14 protein-coding genes are annotated in these 16,902 nt (G+C 73.0%); 6 read left to right on the top strand and 8 right to left on the bottom strand.

The features are described 5' to 3' along the window. Nucleotides 1-95 precede the first annotated feature (95 nt). Nucleotides 96-851: a TetR/AcrR family transcriptional regulator gene (locus FRAQA3DRAFT_RS31290; protein WP_009738266.1), complete on the bottom strand. Its 756-nt coding sequence runs from the start codon at nucleotides 849-851 to the stop codon at nucleotides 96-98. A gap of 212 nt (nucleotides 852-1,063) precedes the next feature. Then, nucleotides 1,064-1,981 (bottom strand): LLM class F420-dependent oxidoreductase, encoded by a 918-nt coding sequence (locus FRAQA3DRAFT_RS06470; RefSeq protein WP_009738265.1) that lies wholly within the window; start codon nucleotides 1,979-1,981, stop codon nucleotides 1,064-1,066. Between the two features lie 479 nt (nucleotides 1,982-2,460). On the opposite strand from FRAQA3DRAFT_RS06470, the gene FRAQA3DRAFT_RS06465 reads away from it, so the two are divergent. The 4 genes from FRAQA3DRAFT_RS06465 to FRAQA3DRAFT_RS06450 all read left to right on the top strand — a co-directional run bounded on the left by FRAQA3DRAFT_RS06465 (nucleotide 2,461) and on the right by FRAQA3DRAFT_RS06450 (nucleotide 5,860). Next, nucleotides 2,461-3,234, top strand: a complete 774-nt coding sequence (locus FRAQA3DRAFT_RS06465) for an SDR family NAD(P)-dependent oxidoreductase (RefSeq protein WP_009738264.1) — start codon at nucleotides 2,461-2,463, stop codon at nucleotides 3,232-3,234. A gap of 178 nt (nucleotides 3,235-3,412) precedes the next feature. Beyond that, the gene (locus tag FRAQA3DRAFT_RS06460; protein ID WP_009738263.1) at nucleotides 3,413-4,366 is read left to right on the top strand and encodes an enoyl-CoA hydratase/isomerase family protein; all 954 of its coding nucleotides are present in this window, start codon (nucleotides 3,413-3,415) and stop codon (nucleotides 4,364-4,366) included. 47 nt (nucleotides 4,367-4,413) lie between these two features. Further along, on the top strand, nucleotides 4,414-4,848 hold the full coding sequence (locus tag FRAQA3DRAFT_RS06455) for a Zn-ribbon domain-containing OB-fold protein (RefSeq protein ID WP_009738262.1): 435 nt from the start codon (nucleotides 4,414-4,416) through the stop codon (nucleotides 4,846-4,848). 88 nt (nucleotides 4,849-4,936) lie between these two features. Next, the gene (locus tag FRAQA3DRAFT_RS06450; protein WP_009738261.1) at nucleotides 4,937-5,860 is read left to right on the top strand and encodes an SDR family NAD(P)-dependent oxidoreductase; all 924 of its coding nucleotides are present in this window, start codon (nucleotides 4,937-4,939) and stop codon (nucleotides 5,858-5,860) included. A gap of 45 nt (nucleotides 5,861-5,905) precedes the next feature. On the opposite strand, the gene FRAQA3DRAFT_RS06445 is transcribed toward FRAQA3DRAFT_RS06450, so the two are convergent. The 4 genes from FRAQA3DRAFT_RS06445 to FRAQA3DRAFT_RS06430 all read right to left on the bottom strand — a co-directional run bounded on the left by FRAQA3DRAFT_RS06445 (nucleotide 5,906) and on the right by FRAQA3DRAFT_RS06430 (nucleotide 10,965). Then, the gene (locus FRAQA3DRAFT_RS06445; protein ID WP_009738260.1) at nucleotides 5,906-7,441 is read right to left on the bottom strand and encodes a class I adenylate-forming enzyme family protein; all 1,536 of its coding nucleotides are present in this window, start codon (nucleotides 7,439-7,441) and stop codon (nucleotides 5,906-5,908) included. Between the two features lie 5 nt (nucleotides 7,442-7,446). Continuing rightward, nucleotides 7,447-8,592, bottom strand: a complete 1,146-nt coding sequence (locus tag FRAQA3DRAFT_RS06440) for an acetyl-CoA acetyltransferase (RefSeq protein WP_009738259.1) — start codon at nucleotides 8,590-8,592, stop codon at nucleotides 7,447-7,449. 93 nt (nucleotides 8,593-8,685) lie between these two features. Continuing rightward, the gene (locus FRAQA3DRAFT_RS06435; protein WP_009738258.1) at nucleotides 8,686-9,726 is read right to left on the bottom strand and encodes an acyl-CoA dehydrogenase family protein; all 1,041 of its coding nucleotides are present in this window, start codon (nucleotides 9,724-9,726) and stop codon (nucleotides 8,686-8,688) included. A gap of 66 nt (nucleotides 9,727-9,792) precedes the next feature. Next, the gene (locus tag FRAQA3DRAFT_RS06430) at nucleotides 9,793-10,965 is read right to left on the bottom strand and encodes an acyl-CoA dehydrogenase family protein (RefSeq protein ID WP_009738257.1); all 1,173 of its coding nucleotides are present in this window, start codon (nucleotides 10,963-10,965) and stop codon (nucleotides 9,793-9,795) included. Between the two features lie 147 nt (nucleotides 10,966-11,112). Between FRAQA3DRAFT_RS06430 and FRAQA3DRAFT_RS06425 the strand changes: the two genes are divergently transcribed. Together FRAQA3DRAFT_RS06425 and FRAQA3DRAFT_RS06420 are read left to right on the top strand one after the other, a co-directional pair. After that, on the top strand, nucleotides 11,113-11,751 hold the full coding sequence (locus FRAQA3DRAFT_RS06425; RefSeq protein WP_009738256.1) for a MaoC family dehydratase: 639 nt from the start codon (nucleotides 11,113-11,115) through the stop codon (nucleotides 11,749-11,751). A 93-nt stretch (nucleotides 11,752-11,844) separates the two neighbouring features. Continuing rightward, complete coding sequence (locus FRAQA3DRAFT_RS06420) at nucleotides 11,845-13,014, top strand: acyl-CoA dehydrogenase family protein (RefSeq protein WP_009738255.1); 1,170 nt, start codon at nucleotides 11,845-11,847, stop codon at nucleotides 13,012-13,014. Between the two features lie 146 nt (nucleotides 13,015-13,160). Here the strand turns inward: FRAQA3DRAFT_RS06420 and FRAQA3DRAFT_RS06415 are convergent, their stop codons facing one another. Further along, nucleotides 13,161-14,615, bottom strand: coding sequence for an HNH endonuclease signature motif containing protein (locus FRAQA3DRAFT_RS06415; RefSeq protein ID WP_009738254.1), 1,455 nt, complete (start codon nucleotides 14,613-14,615; stop codon nucleotides 13,161-13,163). Between the two features lie 996 nt (nucleotides 14,616-15,611). Then, nucleotides 15,612-16,901, bottom strand: coding sequence for a CaiB/BaiF CoA-transferase family protein (locus FRAQA3DRAFT_RS06410; protein WP_009738253.1), 1,290 nt, complete (start codon nucleotides 16,899-16,901; stop codon nucleotides 15,612-15,614). Between the last annotated feature and the right edge of the window lies 1 nt (nucleotide 16,902).

The raw sequence follows: 16,902 nt of genomic DNA, 5'->3' as shown, positions 1-16,902 counted from the left end.
GGTTTTCGGGCCGAAAACCGTAACCAAGCCTCGGCACGATCTGGCTGCTATCTGGCAGCGAAGGGGCAGCAGGCCGGCAGCCGGGGCCCGCTGCTCTAGGCGCGGCTGGGCATCCCGGTGACGTCCGGTGCCGGTCCGGGCCCGAGGCCGCGGCCAAGCAGGTCGAGCGCGTCGAGCAGGTGCGTGCGCAGGCTGCCCCGACGCGCCGCCCAGCGGCGGGAGCCGACGACGAGCGCGGTGGCCGCGCTGATGCCGGCGAGCTCCGGCCACAGGTCGTCCGCGGCGAGCCCCGCCCGCCCGGCCAGGGCCTCGGTGAGCATCGGGCTGGTGACGGTGACGACGAGCTGCTGGACCCGCTCGTTGCCATAGCTGTGAGCCATGGCGCGCTGCCAACGGCGCAGATAGTCGTTGGTCTCCCCGGTCAGCGCGTCCACGGCGTTGCGCAGCGCCGCGAACGGCGCCTCCCCCGGCGGGCGGCGGGCGGTCTCCTCTGCGATCGCCGTCGCGAGGCGGACCGGCAGCGCCGTAAGGATCATCTCCTTGCCCGGGTAGTACCGGTAGAAGCTGCGCACCGACACCCCGGCGGCGGATGCGATCTGCTCGACGGTGACCTCGTCCATCGGCCGGGTCGTGAACAGCTCCAGCGCGGCCTGCTCGATGAGGTCGGCCGCCATCGCGCGGCGCCGCACGGCCAGGGTCGCGGACAACCGCCCGTTCCCGGCCGCCTCGTCCACCGGGCGGGCCCACCCCTCATCGCCCGCGTCGCCGGCCGCGCGGGTCCGTCCGTCGTCGGACGGGTCGTCGACCGGGCGGGTCCGGCCGTGGCCGCCCGCGTTCACCGGAGGGGTCACGCCGCCGCCCCGGGGCCGGACCCCGCACGCACCGGCACGCGGACCTCCACCGTCTCGAATCCCCTTCGTCGGACCACGGCAGCCGGCCACCGGCGCCCCAGGCGCGGCCATGATGCGGACGCCGGGGCCCGATGGTCACCCCGCCGGGTCTCCATCGTACGGACGGCGACACCACTACCCCGCCGGCCGGACCCCACCCACGGCGGGCGGGGCTAGCGGACCAGCGCGGCGAGCGCGGTGCCGATCCGCTCGACGTCCTCGCGGAACGCGGCCAGGCTGCGGCTGGTCGGCTCGATCGTGATCCAGGTGACGCCGGCGTCCTCGTACGCTCGGTAGGACGCCGCGACGGCGCGGGCGAAGGCGTCGACGTCCGGCAGCAGCTCGGCCTCGTAGGGCACGAACGACACGTCCAGCGGGGCCGCCCCGGCCTCGGCGCGCCGGTCCTGCACGCCGCGCACGGCTTCGGCCAGCGCCGCCACGTCCTCCATCGGCGGCGTCTTGGTGATCTTCGCTACGGCGACGGACTGCCCCATCGGCATCCAGCCGTCGGCGAGGGTGACCGCACGTCGGCGGGCCGCGTTGCTGTTGCCGCCGATCCAGATCGGCGGGCCACCTGCCTGCACCGGTCCGGGCAGCGAGGTGTGCCCGTGCAGCGGGAACGTCGGGTCGTCCCGGTCGACGCTGCGGCCCGTCCAGACCGCCCGCATCGCCGGGATGGCCGCGTCGAGCAGGCGCCCGCGCTGGGCGAAGTCGGCGCCGAGTGCGGCGAACTCGGTCTTCAGGTAGCCTGCGGCGACACCCAGGGTGAGCCGCCCGGCGCTGAGCCGGTCGAGGCTCGCCGCGGACTTCGCCAGCAGGTAGGGGCTGCGGTAGCCGGCGACGGCGACGTAGGTCATCACCCGCAGCCGGGTCGTCGCCGCGGCCAGGAAGCTCAGCGACACGAACGGGTCGAACGCGTGGTGCCCGCCGTTGCCGAGCCAGGCGTCGTCGGGGACCGGGTGCTCGCTCATCGAGACCGCGTCGAACCCGGCCTCCTCCACCAGCCGGCCGACCTCGGCCAGGTCGCCGTCCCCGATCCAGCGGTCGTAGTGCTTCACGGCGCGCATCGGGAACATCAGGTTCAGGCGCATGGACACCTTCCGTCGTTGCCAGCCGGGGACCGGGCGGTCCCGCGGGCTCACTCGTCGTCCGCCGGGGACCGGACGGGCCCGCGGTCTCGCTGGTCGCCGGTGGGACCCGGACTCGGCGGCCACGCAGGCGTGGGCTGATCTGACATCCGCCGCCCGACGCGGATCGGGGGATGCGGGCCCGCTCCGGCACGGATTCGGATCACTTCCGGCGCAAACCCGGCCGCCTACCCGGCTCTCGCGTGCCCGCCGCCCGCGGGCACGGCCGCTTCCGGAGGCGGATGGGCGGCCCTACCCACTATGCTGTTCTGACAGCCACGTCACAAGTGTCGGCGCCGCGGGCCGCTGCCGAGACGCCCGCCCGACGGCGGGAAGCGCGGCCCGCCGTCCGGGCCGCCCGATCTCGTCCGGACCCCGCGGCCCGCCGCCGGACCCCTCGGCTGCGGGGAGCCCGACGGCGAGGTCAGGGAAGGAAACCATCGATGGGTACCCGCCTCGCGGGCAAGACCGTGCTCGTGTCCGGATCGACCCGCGGCATCGGCCGCTCCATGGCGGAGCTGTTCGCCGCCGAGGGGGCGCGTGTGGCCGTGACCGGCCGGACCGTCGCCAAGGGTGAGAAGGTCGTCTCCCGCATCCGCGCGGCCGGCGGCGAGGCGGAGTTCTTCCCCCTCGACATCACCGACGAGGCCAGCGTGCACGGCACGATCGACGCGGTGGCCGCACGCTTCGGCGGTCTGAGCACGCTGGTGAACAACGCCGCCCCCACCGACGCCGTCGCCTCGACGATCAAGAAGATCGCCGACTACACGACCGAGGAGTGGAACCACATCCTGCTCGGCACGCTGACCGGCAACGTGTTCTGGGCCTCGAAGTACGCCTGGCCGTACCTGCGCGAGGCCGACGGGGCCGCGATCGTGAACGTCTCCTCGGGCCAGTCCATCGCCGGGTTCACCGGGTTCGGCGCCTACGCCGCGGCCAAGGGCGGCGTCAACGCCCTGAGCCGGACGCTGGCCGTCGAGGGCGCCGCCGACGGCATCCGCTCCAACACCATCGTCGTCGGGCGGGTCGTGAGCTCCGCGGGCGACTCCGGGGCGCTGACGGGCGGTGGTCGGCTCACCCGCATCGGCAATCCCATGGACATCGCGTACACGGCGGCGTGGCTCGCCTCCGACGAGGCCGCATTCGTCACCGGGGCGACGGTGACGGCCGACGGCGGCTTCAGCGTCAACGGTGACGCCGCCGCCGGCGAGGGCTGAGCGTGCCGGTCGCCGCCCGCCAGGGCACAGTAGACATCACCGTCAGATCCAGGGCTGCCAGCTCCAGGGCTGCCCGCTCCAGGGCTGCCAGCTCCAGGGGCACCGGATCCCTGCTGACTTCCGACGAACAGGAGCCATCCATGGCATCAGCACCCGCCGCACCGCGGCGGCAGGTCCGATGAGCGCGCCGGCGCCGGGCAGCGCTGCCACCGTACCCGCGGCCTCGGACGGGACGGCGTCCCCCGGCGCGTCCGGGGCCGCGGCCGCACCCACCCCAGGCGTGTCCACCCCGGCCGCACCCACCCCGGCCGCACCCACCCCGGCCGGCCCGCTCGGGACCACGGTGCTGCACACGGTCGAGCGCGGGATCGCGACGATCACCCTGAACCGGCCGGAGGCCGCGAACGCCATCCAGCCGGCGATGCGCGACGTCATCATCGAGCTGCTCGCCCAGGCCGACGCCGACCCCGAGGTCCGGGTGGTGGTGCTCGCCTCGAACGGGCGGCACTTCTGCTCCGGCGCCGACGTCACCGGGATCGCGGCGAGCCGCGCGCAGGGCGCCGAGAAGCGGGTGACCGACGCGATGCGCCGCATCATGACCGGTGCGCAGCGGCTGGTGTCCTCGGTCCTCGACTGCGGCAAGCCGGTCATCGCCGTCGTCCAGGGCCCGGCGGCCGGGCTCGGCGCGCACCTGGCCTACGCCAGCGACCTGGTGGTGGCCGCGGAGAACGCGGTCTTCGTCGAGTCGTTCGTGCTGCGCGGCCTGGTCGTCGACGCCGGGGGCGCCTACCTGCTGCCGCGGCGCATCGGCATGCAGAAGGCCAAGGAGCTGGCGTTCTTCGGCGAGAAGCTGCCCGCCCGCGAGGCGCTGGCCCTCGGCCTGGTCAACCGGGTCGTGCCGGCCGACGAGCTCGCCGCCACCGCCGCCGGGTTCGCCGAGCGCCTCGCCGGCGCCGCGACGAGCGCCATCGCGCTGACCAAGCGGCTGTTCAACGAGTCCCCGGACGTCGACCGGGCCGCGGCCTTCCTGGCCGAGGGCATGGCCCAGGAGCTGCAGTCGCACGCCCACGACTCGACCGAAGGGGTGACCGCGTTCGTCCAGCGCCGCTCCCCCGACTACCGCGGTTACTGATCCACCGCGGCTACTGATCCGCGGCCAACGATCCGAGGAGGACACCCATGGCGACCGGCGCACCCCGGGTCGACCTGCCGACCATCGAGGACGAGAACCGGCCCTTCTGGGACGCCGCCCGCCAGGGCCGCTTCCTGATCGCCCGCTGCGCGGCGTGCGGCCAGGCGCACCACTACCCCCGCCCGTTCTGCCCGTTCTGCTGGAGCGAGGACGTGAGCTGGGAGGACGCCAGCGGGCAGGCGACCCTCTACACCTACTCGACGGTGTTCGTGAACGACCTGCACCCGTTCGCCGAGCGGATCCCCTACGTGGCGGCCCTGGTCGACCTGGCGGAGGGCCCCCGGGTGATGACGAACATCATCGACGCCGACCCGGCGGACCTGCACATCGGCATGCCGCTGACGGTCGCCTACCGGGAGCTGACCGACGAGATCACCGCGCCGGTGTTCCGCCCGGCCAGCGCGCAGGCCCCGGCCACCTGAGCCGCCCGTCCCGGCTCGGCCGCCGGCGGCACAGAGCCGCACCGTTCCAGCGACGCACACGTTTCAGCTACGCACACAGGGAGTTCGTATGGCAGGCCTGCTCGACGGCAAGATCGCACTGGTGACCGGCGCCGGCCACGGCATCGGCCGTGGCCACGCGCTCGAACTCGCCAAGCACGGCGCGACCGTCATCGTCAACGACCTCGGCAGCTCGGTCAGCGGCGAGGGCCGCGGCCGTGACGCCGAGGAGGTCGTGAAGATCATCGAGAAGCGCGGCGGCACCGCCGTGGCGGACTTCGGTGACGTCGGCGACGAGGAGCAGGTCGAGGCCACCGTCGCCCGGGCCTTCGACGAGTTCGGCCGGCTCGACATCGTCGTCAACAACGCCGGCATCGTCCGCGACAAGGCCGTGTGGAACATGAGCACGGCCGACTTCGACCTGGTCCTGCGCGTGCACCTGCGCGGCACCTGGCTGGTCAGCCGGGCGGTCGCGAAGCGCTGGCGGGCCGCGGCCAAGGCCGACGGCGGTCGGGTCTACGGCCGGATCATCAACACCACCTCCGGCGCGGGCCTGTCCGGCCACTTCGGCCAGACGAACTACAGCGCGGCGAAGGCCGGCATCGTCGGGCTGACCCTGACGCTGTCCCTGGAGCTGGCGAGCATCGGCGTGACCGTGAACGCGATCGGCCCGGGCGGCCTGACCCGGCTGTCGGGCACGATGTCCGGCCAGGCGAAGGCGCTGGAGCCCGACGAGCGGCCCGAGGACGAGTTCGACCCCAAGGACCCCTCGCTGTGCAGCCCGGTCGTCGCGTGGCTCGCCAGCGACGAGGCCGGGCACGTCAGCGGCCAGGTCATCAAGGCCATCGGCGAGCGCATCCAGCTCATGGGCGGCTGGCACGAGCAGGCCGTGGTGAACAACGGCGGCAAGCGCTGGGACGCCACCAAGCTCGGTGCCCTGTTCGCCACGGACATCTTCCGCACCCGCGCCCCGGGCCTGCGCCTCGGCGGCTGAGCGCGCCTCAAAGGCTGAGCGCGCCTCAAGGCTGAGCGCCGCAGCTCAGCCCGCGGCCAGTGTGCGCAGGGCGGCGGTGTCCACCTTGAGCATGCTGGTCAGCGGGAGTGCCTCGACGACCTCGAGGCGGTCCGGCGCCTTGTAGTCGGCCAGCCGCCCCCGCACCCAGGCCCGCAGCTCGGCAAGGTCGGGCGGGCTCGCGGGGTCGGCCGGCTCGACGAAGGCGACCCCGATCTCGCCGATCACCGGGGCCGGCGCGCCGACGACCGCCGCGCGCCGCACCCGGGGATGCTCCGCCAGCACGTTCTCCACCTCCAGCGGGTACACGTTGTACCCGCCGCGGATGTAGAGGTCGCTGGCCCGGCCGCGCAGCCGCAGGTTGCCGTCGGCGTCCAGCGCCCCGAAGTCGCCGCTGACGAGCCAGCCGTCCGCGCGCAGCACCGCCGCGGTCTGCTCAGGGTCGTTCCAGTAGCCGCGCATCACCGTGTCGCCGCGGACCCAGACCCGGCCGACTTCGCCGGTCGCGACGTCGCGCCCGGCGTCGTCGCGCAGGGCGATCTCGATGCCGGCCTGGGGACGGCCGACCGTGCGGAACTGCACGTCCGGCGGATCGTCCGGCTCGGTGCCGCAGATGCTCGGCGACTCGGTCATCGCGTAGCGGACGACGAGGGGCACCCCGAGCCGGGTGACGACCCGCTCCACCAGCTCGGGGGCCGCCGGCGCGGTCGCGGCGAGCCCCAGGCGCAGCGTCGCGACGGCGCGCACGGTCCGCTCGGCGTCGGGCAGCTCCAGCAGCTTGGCCCACTGGGTCGGCACGGCGCCGGCGACGGTGATCCGCTCGTCGCGCAGGATGTCCGCCATCTGCGCCGCCGACCAGGGCACCGGGCTGATCACCATGGTGGTGCCCCAGGCAAGCTGATCGACAATCTTCGCCATGTACCCGGCGTGGGCGAAGGGGGTCGCGACGAGCCGGCGGTCGAACGGCCGGCTCATCACCCCCGCGGAGGCGACGGCGGCGGCGAGGTTGCGGTGGTCGAACCAGGCCCCCTTGGGCAGCCCGGTCGTCCCGGACGTCCAGATGATGACCACCGGGTCGGCCGGCGCGACCCGCGGGCGGTCACGGCCGAGCCCCGGGTGGCGCCGCAGCGCCGCGAGCTCGGAGCGCGCCAGCACCGGTAGCCCCGCCGGCACCGCGGGCAGCTCCGCCGCGGTGTCGCGGATCACCAGCGCGGGCCGACACCTGTCGAGGATCCCGGTCACCTCGCGCGAGCCGAGGCGGGTGTTCAGCCCGGTGGTGACCGCGCCCAGCCGGGCCGCGGCCGCGTAGCAGATCGCGTAGTCGACCGAGGACGGCAGCATGAGCGCGACGACGTCCCCCGGAGCGACCCCTCGCGCGGCCAACGCCCCGGCCAGCGCGTCGGAGGCCGCCGCCCACTCGGCGAAGCTGATCCGCCCGTCCGGCCCGACGTAGGCCTCCCGCCCGCCGAAGCTCGCCGCGGCTGCGTCCAGCGCCGCGGCGACCGTGGCGTACGAGTCGGGCTCGCCCAGCGGCGGGGACGGCGACGCCGGGAGGCCGCCCACGTCGGTCAGTCCCGGCCGAGGATGACGGTCCCCGACGAGCAGAACCAGCCGCCCGTGCCGCTGACGCAGGCCAGCCGGGCGTCCGGCACCTGCCGGCCCTCGGCCTCGCCGCGCAGCTGGCGCACCGCCTCGACGATGAGGAACAGGCCGCGCTGACCGGGGTGGCACGCCGACAGGCCACCGCCGTCGGTGTTGGTCGGCAGCGCCCCGCCGACGCGCAGCCGGCCGTCGGCCACGAACGGACCGCCCTCGCCCTTCTTGCAGAAGCCGAGGTCCTCCAGGGTGACCATCAGCATGTACGTGAACGCGTCGTAGAGCTCGCAGACGTCGATGTCCTCCGGGCTCACCCCGGCCCGGGAGAACGCCAGCGGCCCGGAGACGGCCGCGGGACCGGTGGTCACGTCCTCCCACTGGCTGGTCGACACGTGCGTCACGCACTCGCCGGTGCCGAGGACCCACACCGGCGGGCGCGGCAGGTCGGCGATGCGGTCCTCGGCGACGAGCACCGCCGCGGCGCCGCCGTCCGAGCGGATGCAGCAGTGCAGCTTGGTGAACGGGTCGGCGATCATCGACCCGGACAGCACGTCGTCGATGGTGATCGGGTCGCGGTAGTACGCCTCGGGGTTCGGGCCGGCGTTGTGGCGGGCGGAGACGGCGATCTCGGCGAGCTGCTCGATCGTCGTGCCGAACTCGTGCATGTGCCGGCGGGCGGCCATGGCGTACTTGGAGATCAGGGTGTGGCCGTAGGGGGCCTCCCACGACTGCGGGCCGCGGCTGCCCCAGTTCAGGCTCGCCGTGCGCAACCGCTTGCGCAGGTCGGACCGCGCCGTCGAACCGTAGGTGAGCAGCACCACGTCCGCGTGCCCGGCGGAGATGGCGTCGGCGGCGTGGGCGGCCATGACCTCCCACGACGCCCCGCCGACCGTGGTGGAGTCGATCCAGCGGGGGCGCAGGCCCAGGTACTCGGCGACGTCGATCGGCGCCAGCGTCCCGAGCGAGGTCGACGCGAGCCCGTCGACGTCACCCGGCCCGAGCCCGGCGTCGGCGAGCGCGCGGCGGCTGGCCTGGGCGATCAGCGCGTACGGGGTGGAGCCGTCGGTGCGGCCCACGTCCGACAGGGCGACCCCGGCGATGGCGACCCGGCGGTTCATCGCCCGGCCACCGCGGGCAGACAGGGGCGCAGGAGGGTCGGGCGGGTCGGCGGTCGAGTCATGTGTCCTCCGATCGGTGCCGGCAAGGGCCGGCTACTGCGCCGCCGGCTGGGCGACCAGGCGCGCGAGATGGTCGGCGGGCTCGCCGAGCAGGTGCTCCAGGACGTGGGCCCGCTTCAGGAACAGGTGCGAGTCGTGCTCGAAGGTGTAGCCCATGCCGCCGTGCACCTGGATCGTGGCGGAGGCGTTCTCGACGGCGAAGCGACCGGCGATGCTCTTGGCGGCCAGCGCCTGGAACTCGGCGTCGGCCCGCCCGTCCTGGACGCAGATCGCCGCGAACAGCACCTGCGACAGCGCGGCCTCGGCCCGCACCGCCATGTCCGCGCAGGCATGCTTGATCGCCTGGTTGACCCCGATGGGCCGGCCGAACTGCACCCGCACCTTGGCATGCTCGGTGGACATGTCCCGCGTCGCCTCGGCGATCCCCACGCTGATCGCCGCCGACAGCACGAGCGCGCGCAGGCGGATCGGCTCCTCCTGGGTGCCCACCCAGGCGAGGATCGGGACGGCGTCCGCGCGCGCCTCGGCCAGCCGGATGCCCGGGTCGATCGCCGGCTCGGAGCGCACGTCGGTCAGGGCGGCGGTCTCCACCAGCGCCGCACCCGCGGGGTCGACCAGCAGGACGTAGCGGGAGTCGGCCGCGTCGAGCAGCTGGAACCGCCCGTCCAGGGTCGAGGGGGTGGTGGCGGCGTCGAACCCTTCCGGGCCGCGGCGCAGGGCCAGGCCCACCGTGGCCTTGCCGGACAGGATCGCCGACGCCGTCTCGTGCTGGCCGGCGAGCGCCGCGACCCGGGCGCCCAGCACGGTCGGTAGGAACGGCCCCGGCACCACGCGGCGGCCCAACTCCCGGAACAGCAGCGTCTCCTCGGCCAGCTCGCACCCGGCGCCACCAAGCTCCTCGGCGATGCCCAGGCCGAACAGGCCCAGCTCCGCGCTCTCCGACCAGATCCGCCGGTCCACGACCACGGGCGCGTCGCGCCGCTCCCGGATGACCGAGATCGGAAGCTCGTTGCCGAAGAAGTCGGCGGCGAGGGAGGCTATCTCCATCTGGGCCGGCGTGGGTAGCAGGTCCACGGTGCGCTCCTCTGGTGGTTCGATGGCTGCTGGGGGATCGGTGGGCTCGGCGGGCGCCGCCCGGAATCAGCGCGGCAGGCCGAGCACCCGGTCGCCGATGATGTTGCGCTGGACCTCGGACGTCCCCCCGCCGATGGACACCGAGTACGAGTACAGGTAGTTGCCGGACCAGCCGCCCGGCTCCCAGCGCGAGACGAACCGCAGGGCGTCGGCGCCGAGCAGGTCGAACGCCAGCCGGTACACCTTCTTGGCGATGTCCGAGTAGAACAGCTTGACCATCGACCCCTCGGGGCCGGGCTGGTCGCGGTGCATGTTGCGGGAGATGCCGGCGTAGGTCATGGCGCGCAGCGACGCGACCTCGGCGCGCGCGGTCGCGAGGCGGCGCGCGATCTCGTCGTCGGCGATCGCCGGGCGCCGCCCGTCGGGGCCGGTGCGCTCCTTCGCCAGGTCGATGAGCTTCTCCACGGTGCTGGCGAGGCGGACCTGGTTGGCGGTGAAGGCGGTGCCGCGTTCGAACGACAGCGTGGACATCGCCACACTCCAGCCGTTGTTCAGCCCCCCGACGACGTTCTCCAGCGGGATGCGGACGTCGTCGTAGAAGACCTCGCAGAACTCGGCGCCGCCCTCGATCGTCTCGATCCCGCGCACCTCGATGCCGGGGGTGTGCATGTCGCAGATCACCCAGGAGATGCCGTGGTGACGCGACCCTTCAGGGTCGGTGCGGACCAGCAGCTCCTGCCAGTCGGCGAGGGTGGCGAAGCTGGTCCAGATCTTCTGCCCGGACACGACGAGCTCGTCGCCCTCGATGCGGGCCCGGGTGCGCAGCGCGGCGAGGTCGGAACCCGCGTCCGGCTCGGAGAACCCCTGGCACCAGATCACCTCTCCGCGCAGGATGCGGGGCAGGTGGTAGGCTTTCTGCTCCTCGCTCGCGCGAGTCATCAGGGTCGGCCCGGCGTGGCTGAGGCCGACGAAACAGGCGTCGATGCCCGGCAGCCCGGCGCGCCCGTACTCCTCGAACCAGATCAGCTGCTGCAGCAGGGAAAGCCCGCGGCCGCCGTACTCCTGCGGCCAGGAGATACCCGCCCAGCCGCCCTCCCACTGGGTGCGCTGCCAGGCGAGATCATACTCACGCATGGCCGGGCCCATCTCGGGCCGGATCTCCCGGGGGGCGTTCTCCTCGAGCCAGGTTCGCACCTGCTCACGGAACTCGACCTGCTCCTTCGAGAAGTCAAGGTCCATTCGTCGGCCTCCGTCCCACCGCCTGGCATCTCGTGACGCCCTTGTCAGATACTAGCTTTACCAGGAGGCCCGGGCGCCCGCTCGCGAACAGGGCTCGACACGGGGCGCGGGCGCCGCCCCCCGAGCCGGAGGATCGATGATCGACCGATGACCACACCGACCAACCCGCCGACGAGCGCCCCCGCCACGAGCGGGGACGCCACCCGCGCGCAACCCGGCAGCGACACGCCCGCCTCTAACGGCGCGACGGGCGCGGCGACGCCCCCGCTCGTTCAGCGGCGCGGCTGGGAGGGGCGCTACTTCGAGGACTTCGCCGTCGGCGACGTCTACGACCATCCCCTCGGCCGGACGATCACCGCCACCGACAACACCTGGTTCACGCTGCTCACCCAGAACACGGCACGCCTGCACTTCGACCAGCACTATGCCGCGCAGACGGGGTTCGGCCGCACGCTGGTGAACTCGACCCTCACCCTCGCCCTCGTCACCGGCCAGAGCGTCATCGACGTCTCGCAGAACGTGATGGCCAACCTGGGTTGGGACGAGGTGCGCCTGCCCCACCCGGTCTTCGAGGGCGACACGGTCTACTCCCGCTCGATCGTGCTCGGGCTGCGGCCGAGCAAGTCCCGACCGGACGTCGGGGTGGTGGAGGTCCGCACCCACGGTTACAACCAGGATGGCGACGAGGTGATCAGTTTCCGCCGCACGCTGCTGGCCTATCGACGCGGCCACGGCCCGCAGCCGCCGGCCCTGCCGCCGCTGCCCGACTCCCCCGCCGCGCGCTGACCCACCGCCTGGCCCTATCCCGCCCCGACCACCCCGCGAGACCATCCAGGCCCGGCCGGCGCGCCGTGGCCCGCGGATGGCGAGGAGACCGCAGTGTCGAGTGTGACCACCCGTCTGAGCCCTGAGGAAGAGCAGATCGTCCGCCTGGTCGCGACCTTCGTCGACGAGAAGGTCCGCCCCGTCGCGCAGGAGCTCGACCACACCAACACCTACCCCGAGGACCTCATCGAGCAGATGAAGGAGATGGGGGTCTACGGTCTCGGGATCCCGGAGCCCTACGGCGACTTCGGCGTGTCGACGTCCTGCTACGCGCGTGTGACCGAGGAGCTGTCGCGCGGCTGGATGAGCCTCGCCGGCGCGTTCGGCGGCCATTCCGTCGTCTCCAAGCTGATCCTGCGGTTCGGCACCCAGGAGCAGCGGGAGAAGTACCTGCCCCGGATGGCCACCGGCGAGCTGCGCGCCACCATGGCGCTCACCGAACCCGGCGGCGGTTCGGACCTGCAGGCCCTGCGCACCGTCGCCCGGCCCGACGGCGACGGCTGGGTGGTCGATGGCGCCAAGACCTGGATCAGCAACGCCCGACGTTCGGGCCTGATCGCACTGCTGTGCAAGACCGACCCCGCGGCGAAGCCGGCGCATCGCGGCATCAGCATCCTGCTCGTCGAGCACGGCCCGGGCTTCACCGTCTCCCGGGACCTGCCCAAGCTGGGCTACAAGGGCATCGAGAGCTGCGAGCTGCACTTCGACGGGTACCGGGCGCCCGGCGACGCCGTTCTCGGCGGCGTGACCGGCAAGGGTTTCAACCAGATGATGGCCGGCCTGGAGGTCGGCCGGATCCAGGTCGCCTCGCGCGCCCTTGGGGTCGCTCGCGCGGCCTTCGACGACGCACTTCGCTACGCCCAGGAGCGCGAGACCTTCGGCAAGCCGATCTGGGAGCACCAGTCGATCGGCAACTACCTCGCGGACATGGGGACGAAGATCCTCGCCGCCCGCCAGCTCATCCTGCACGCGGCCGAAGTGTTCGACTCCGGCGCCCGCGCCGACATGGAGGCCGGCATGGCGAAGCTGTTCGCCTCCGAGATGGCGGCGACGGTGACGCTCGACGCCATTCGCATCCACGGCGGCTACGGCTACTCGACCGAGTTCGACGTCGAGCGCTACTTCCGTGACGCCCCACTGATGATCGTCGGTGAAGGAACCAACGAAATCCAGCGCAACGTCATCGCCCGCCAGCTCGTCCAGCGTCCCAACCCGCTGCGCTGACGGCCGAACCACGGCGGACGGCTCGCACCGTCGGCGAGCGTGCGGGATCTCTCGGCGCCACGATCCCGCACGCTCGCGACGGCCGGCAGCGCCTCGGCTGTCGCCGCCGAGCCACCGGGAGCCGTGTGGGCTGCGCATGTCGAGGTTCATCCGGCGGCGATGCCGTAGAGCAGGTCGTGCGGGTGACGTGAGTAGGGGTTTCGGCGAGGGGCGCGGCTGGCGTCGATCCAGGCCGGGGGCAGGAATTCGGGGCGCCGGTCGGGGCCGAGCCGAACGGTCCAACCCTGGTGGTGGATGACCCGGTGGTGATGGCCGCAGAGGAGCACGCAGTTGTCCAGCGAGGTATGGCCCCCGTCGATCCAGTGTCGAATGTGATGCGCCTCGGTCCAGCCCGCCGGGCGATCGCACTTCGGGAAGGCGCAGCCGTTGTCGCGGGCGACCAGCGCGCGGCGGATGTCGGCGGTGACGGTGCGCTGCGTGCGACCGACATCGAGGGGGACACCGGCGGGGTCGAGGATGATGCGGCTGACCGAGGCGTCGCAGGCCAGGCGACGTAGGACCTCGCGGGGCAGAGGCTGCCCCCAGCCAGTCGTCGCCGGCACACCGGATCGACCGACCAGTGTCGACCAGGGGATCGTCACGGTCAGATGCGGGCGAACACCGCCACCGACAGGCAGCACGGCGGCGTCGAGGGTGCGGCCGAGCAGGTCGACGAGGGCGTCGGCGCGCCGCCGGGCGGGACTACGCGGGTCGAGCGCACCGTCGACGGCCGGGCGCGGCGCCGCGAGCGGGTCCAGCGCGGTGCGGAGCAGGGCGGCGGCTTCGGGGTCGAGCTCGCCGCTGATCCGAGTCATCCCGTCCGGCAACTCGGAGATCCACAGCTCCCGCCGCCCCGCCGGGTCCTCCTCACCCGCAGCGGCGGCATCGTCGGGGCCGCCGGGCTGACCGTCACCCACGCCGTCGCTGCCAGACTCGCCGTCGCCGGGCTCACCACCGCGAGCAGGGTCACCACCCTCGCTGCCACCGCCAGGAGCCGGGTCGGGCGGATCGCCGGCGGGACTGCTATCCACCCAGGTCAGGGTCTCGCGGAGATGACGGGCCAAGCGGGCCAAGGCGGTCGGGTCGAACTCGTCGGCCTGGCGCAGTAGAAACGCCTCGGCCTGCCGGCGCACGTCCACAGTGACCGTGGCCGGCAGCGAGCGCATACCCGCCACGATCACCTGCGCCTGCTCCAGGCTGATCTCCCCCGCGGCCAGCCGCTCCCCCGTCGCGGCCAAAGGACCATCCACAGCCACCGCAACATCGACCAAACGGTTGGCATCCGCCGCGCGGACCCGCAGTCGTTCGCGCAGCAACGCCGCCGTGTCGCTCGCACCCGCGCGCCGCGCCAGCCCCCGGCCGTGCACCTCGGCGACAATCTGAAGGCGAAACGCCGCCAGCCGCGTCAACACGACCGAACAATCCAGCAGAAATTCCAGCAGACCCGCATCGGACAGCGACCACACCGGACCGCCGACCATTGCATCCATCTGCGTGGACACCGCGGTCAACCCGTCGACCAGCACATGCAACCGGCTCGGAGACTCAGGATTCGAGACCATGCGAAGAGCCTAGGCGAACATTAGCCCGATGTCGAACACATGTTCGGATGCGTAACTGCTTTGAGGAATGTTCGCGACGAGGACCGGAACGGTGACACAACACCTAGATTTACGCCCCGGCCGACTCGCGGGAGACTGCCGACCCGCCCGCCTCGCGGTGCCCCCGCCCCCCGAGGAACCCCTGCGGCAGTCCGACCCGGCAGGACGGGAGACGGGACGAGTCCCTGCCCCAAGCCGTGATGGCGAAGGCCTGCGAGCTGGCGCGGACGTCGGAATGCTGCGGTCCTCGGCGACGGTGCGGACCGACCGTCACCGACGCGGCGCCTGGACATGGATGTCGTCCCCGCGGCCGCCGGGAGCGCGGGCAGCGACGGACCAGGAGTGTCACCCGCGATCGTTCTCGCTTGATTTCTCCTGCAGTTCTGCTAAGGGCGACGGAGCCGATGCTGCCGGACTTGACGTAGCGGGCGTGAGCGTGCTCCGATATCTCAGGAACGTCGCCATGACGCGCACTCCCAGTCACCGCATCAAGAACATCTCCCGATTCCCAGTAATGTGGTGAGAACTCAACGAAAGAAACAGCGCGCCTGCCCGCAAGAAAAGGGGCTGCGCCTTCCCGAAGGTGGTGAGGCAGAATTGACCAACGACCAGATAACCACAGCGGCAGGTATCCGTGCCAAGGCCGAGTCCGGCCCAGGCGGCCCTGGTCACGCGCAGGCACGCCACGAGTCCGCCCGCGCGGGGCCTCCGAGCGGGGCCGCAGAAGGCGCCAGCGATGCACCAGGCAGGCGAAATCGGCACCGTCGAGTCGGACAGCGCCGACGGGCCATCGAATCTTCCTCGGACTGCGCCAGTGGGCAGCGTGGCAAGTCAGACGGCGTTGACGGGGTCGCGGAATGCGTCAGGACGGCACGGACGGGCCGCCACCCAGCGGGTCAGACGACGATGGCGGGTCGCCGGACGAGTCACGACGGCACGGGCGGGTCGCCCAGCGGGTCAGACGGCGCCGGCGGCGCGCAGGCGGGCCGTGTCGGCGGGGTCGTAGCCGAGCTCGGCGAGCAGTGCGTCGGTGTGCTCGCCGACGGCGGGCACGGGGCCCATCACCGGGTCCACCCCGCCGATGCGGACGGGCGGACGCACCGCGCGCACCGGGCCGACCGGCGAGTCCACCTCCCGCCAGCGGTCGCCCACGTCGAGCTGGGGATGGGTGAGCAGGTCACCGATGGTGTTGATCCGGCCGTTGGCGATGCCCGCCTCGTCCAGCCGGGCGAGGGTCTGCTCGGTGGTGACCTCGGCGAGGGCCGCCTCGACGTCGGCGGTCAGCGCGTCGCGGTGGCGCACCCGGCCCGCGTTCGTCGCGTACCGGGGGTCAGCCAGCAGCTCGGGCCGGCGGAGCACCTCCTCGCAGAACCGCCGCCACTCCCGCTCGTTCTGCACGCCGAGCTGCACGCTGCCGCCGTCGCCGGTCCGGAAGCCGCCGTAGGGGGCGATGGAAGCGTGGCTGGTGCCGGTGCGGGCCGGGGGGACGCCGGTGTACATGGCGTAGTACATCGGCTGGGCCATCCACTCGGTGAGCGAGTCGAACAGCGACACCTCGAGCGCGGCGCCCTCCCCCGTGCGCTCCCGCATGAACAGCGCGGTGAGGACCGCTGTGTAGGCGTACATGCCGGCGGAGATGTCGGCCACGGAGATACCGACCTTGGCCGGTGCGTCGGGCGCCCCGGTGACCGACAACAGTCCGGTCTCGCACTGAATCAGCAGGTCGTAGGCCTTCTTGTCGCGCAGCGGGCCGGCCGAGCCGTAGCCGGAGACGTCGCAGACGATCATCCGGGGATCGCGGGCACGCAGTGTCGCCGCGTCCAGGCCCAGGCGGGTCGCGGCGCCGGGGGCGAGATTCTGCACGAAGACGTCGGCTCCGGCCAGCAGGCCGGCCAGCACCTCGCGGGCCTCGGGGTGCTTGAGGTCGAGGGTCAGCGATTCCTTCGCCCGGTTCAACCAGACGAAGTAGCTGGCCAGACCCTTGACGGTCTCGTCATAGCCGCGGGCGAAGTCCCCCGCGCCCGGCCGCTCGATCTTGATCACCCGCGCCCCGAGATCGGCAAGCTGACGGGTGGCGAACGGGGCCGCCACGGCCTGCTCGATGGAAACGACGGTGATTCCCGCCAGGGGCTTGCCGGCCGCCAGGCCACCCGCCGGCGACGCGGCCCGCCTCGGTGCGGGGACGGCTGCGGTGTCAGGCAGCGCGCTGGCATCAGGCAGCGCGGTGGGGTCGGGGGTCTCGGTCACG

The organism is Frankia sp. QA3, assembly GCF_000262465.1.
In the GTDB taxonomy this organism is placed as follows: domain Bacteria; phylum Actinomycetota; class Actinomycetes; order Frankiales; family Frankiaceae; genus Frankia.
Note: the sequence above shows the minus strand (reverse complement) of the source record. Positions and strands in the feature narration are given on the sequence as shown.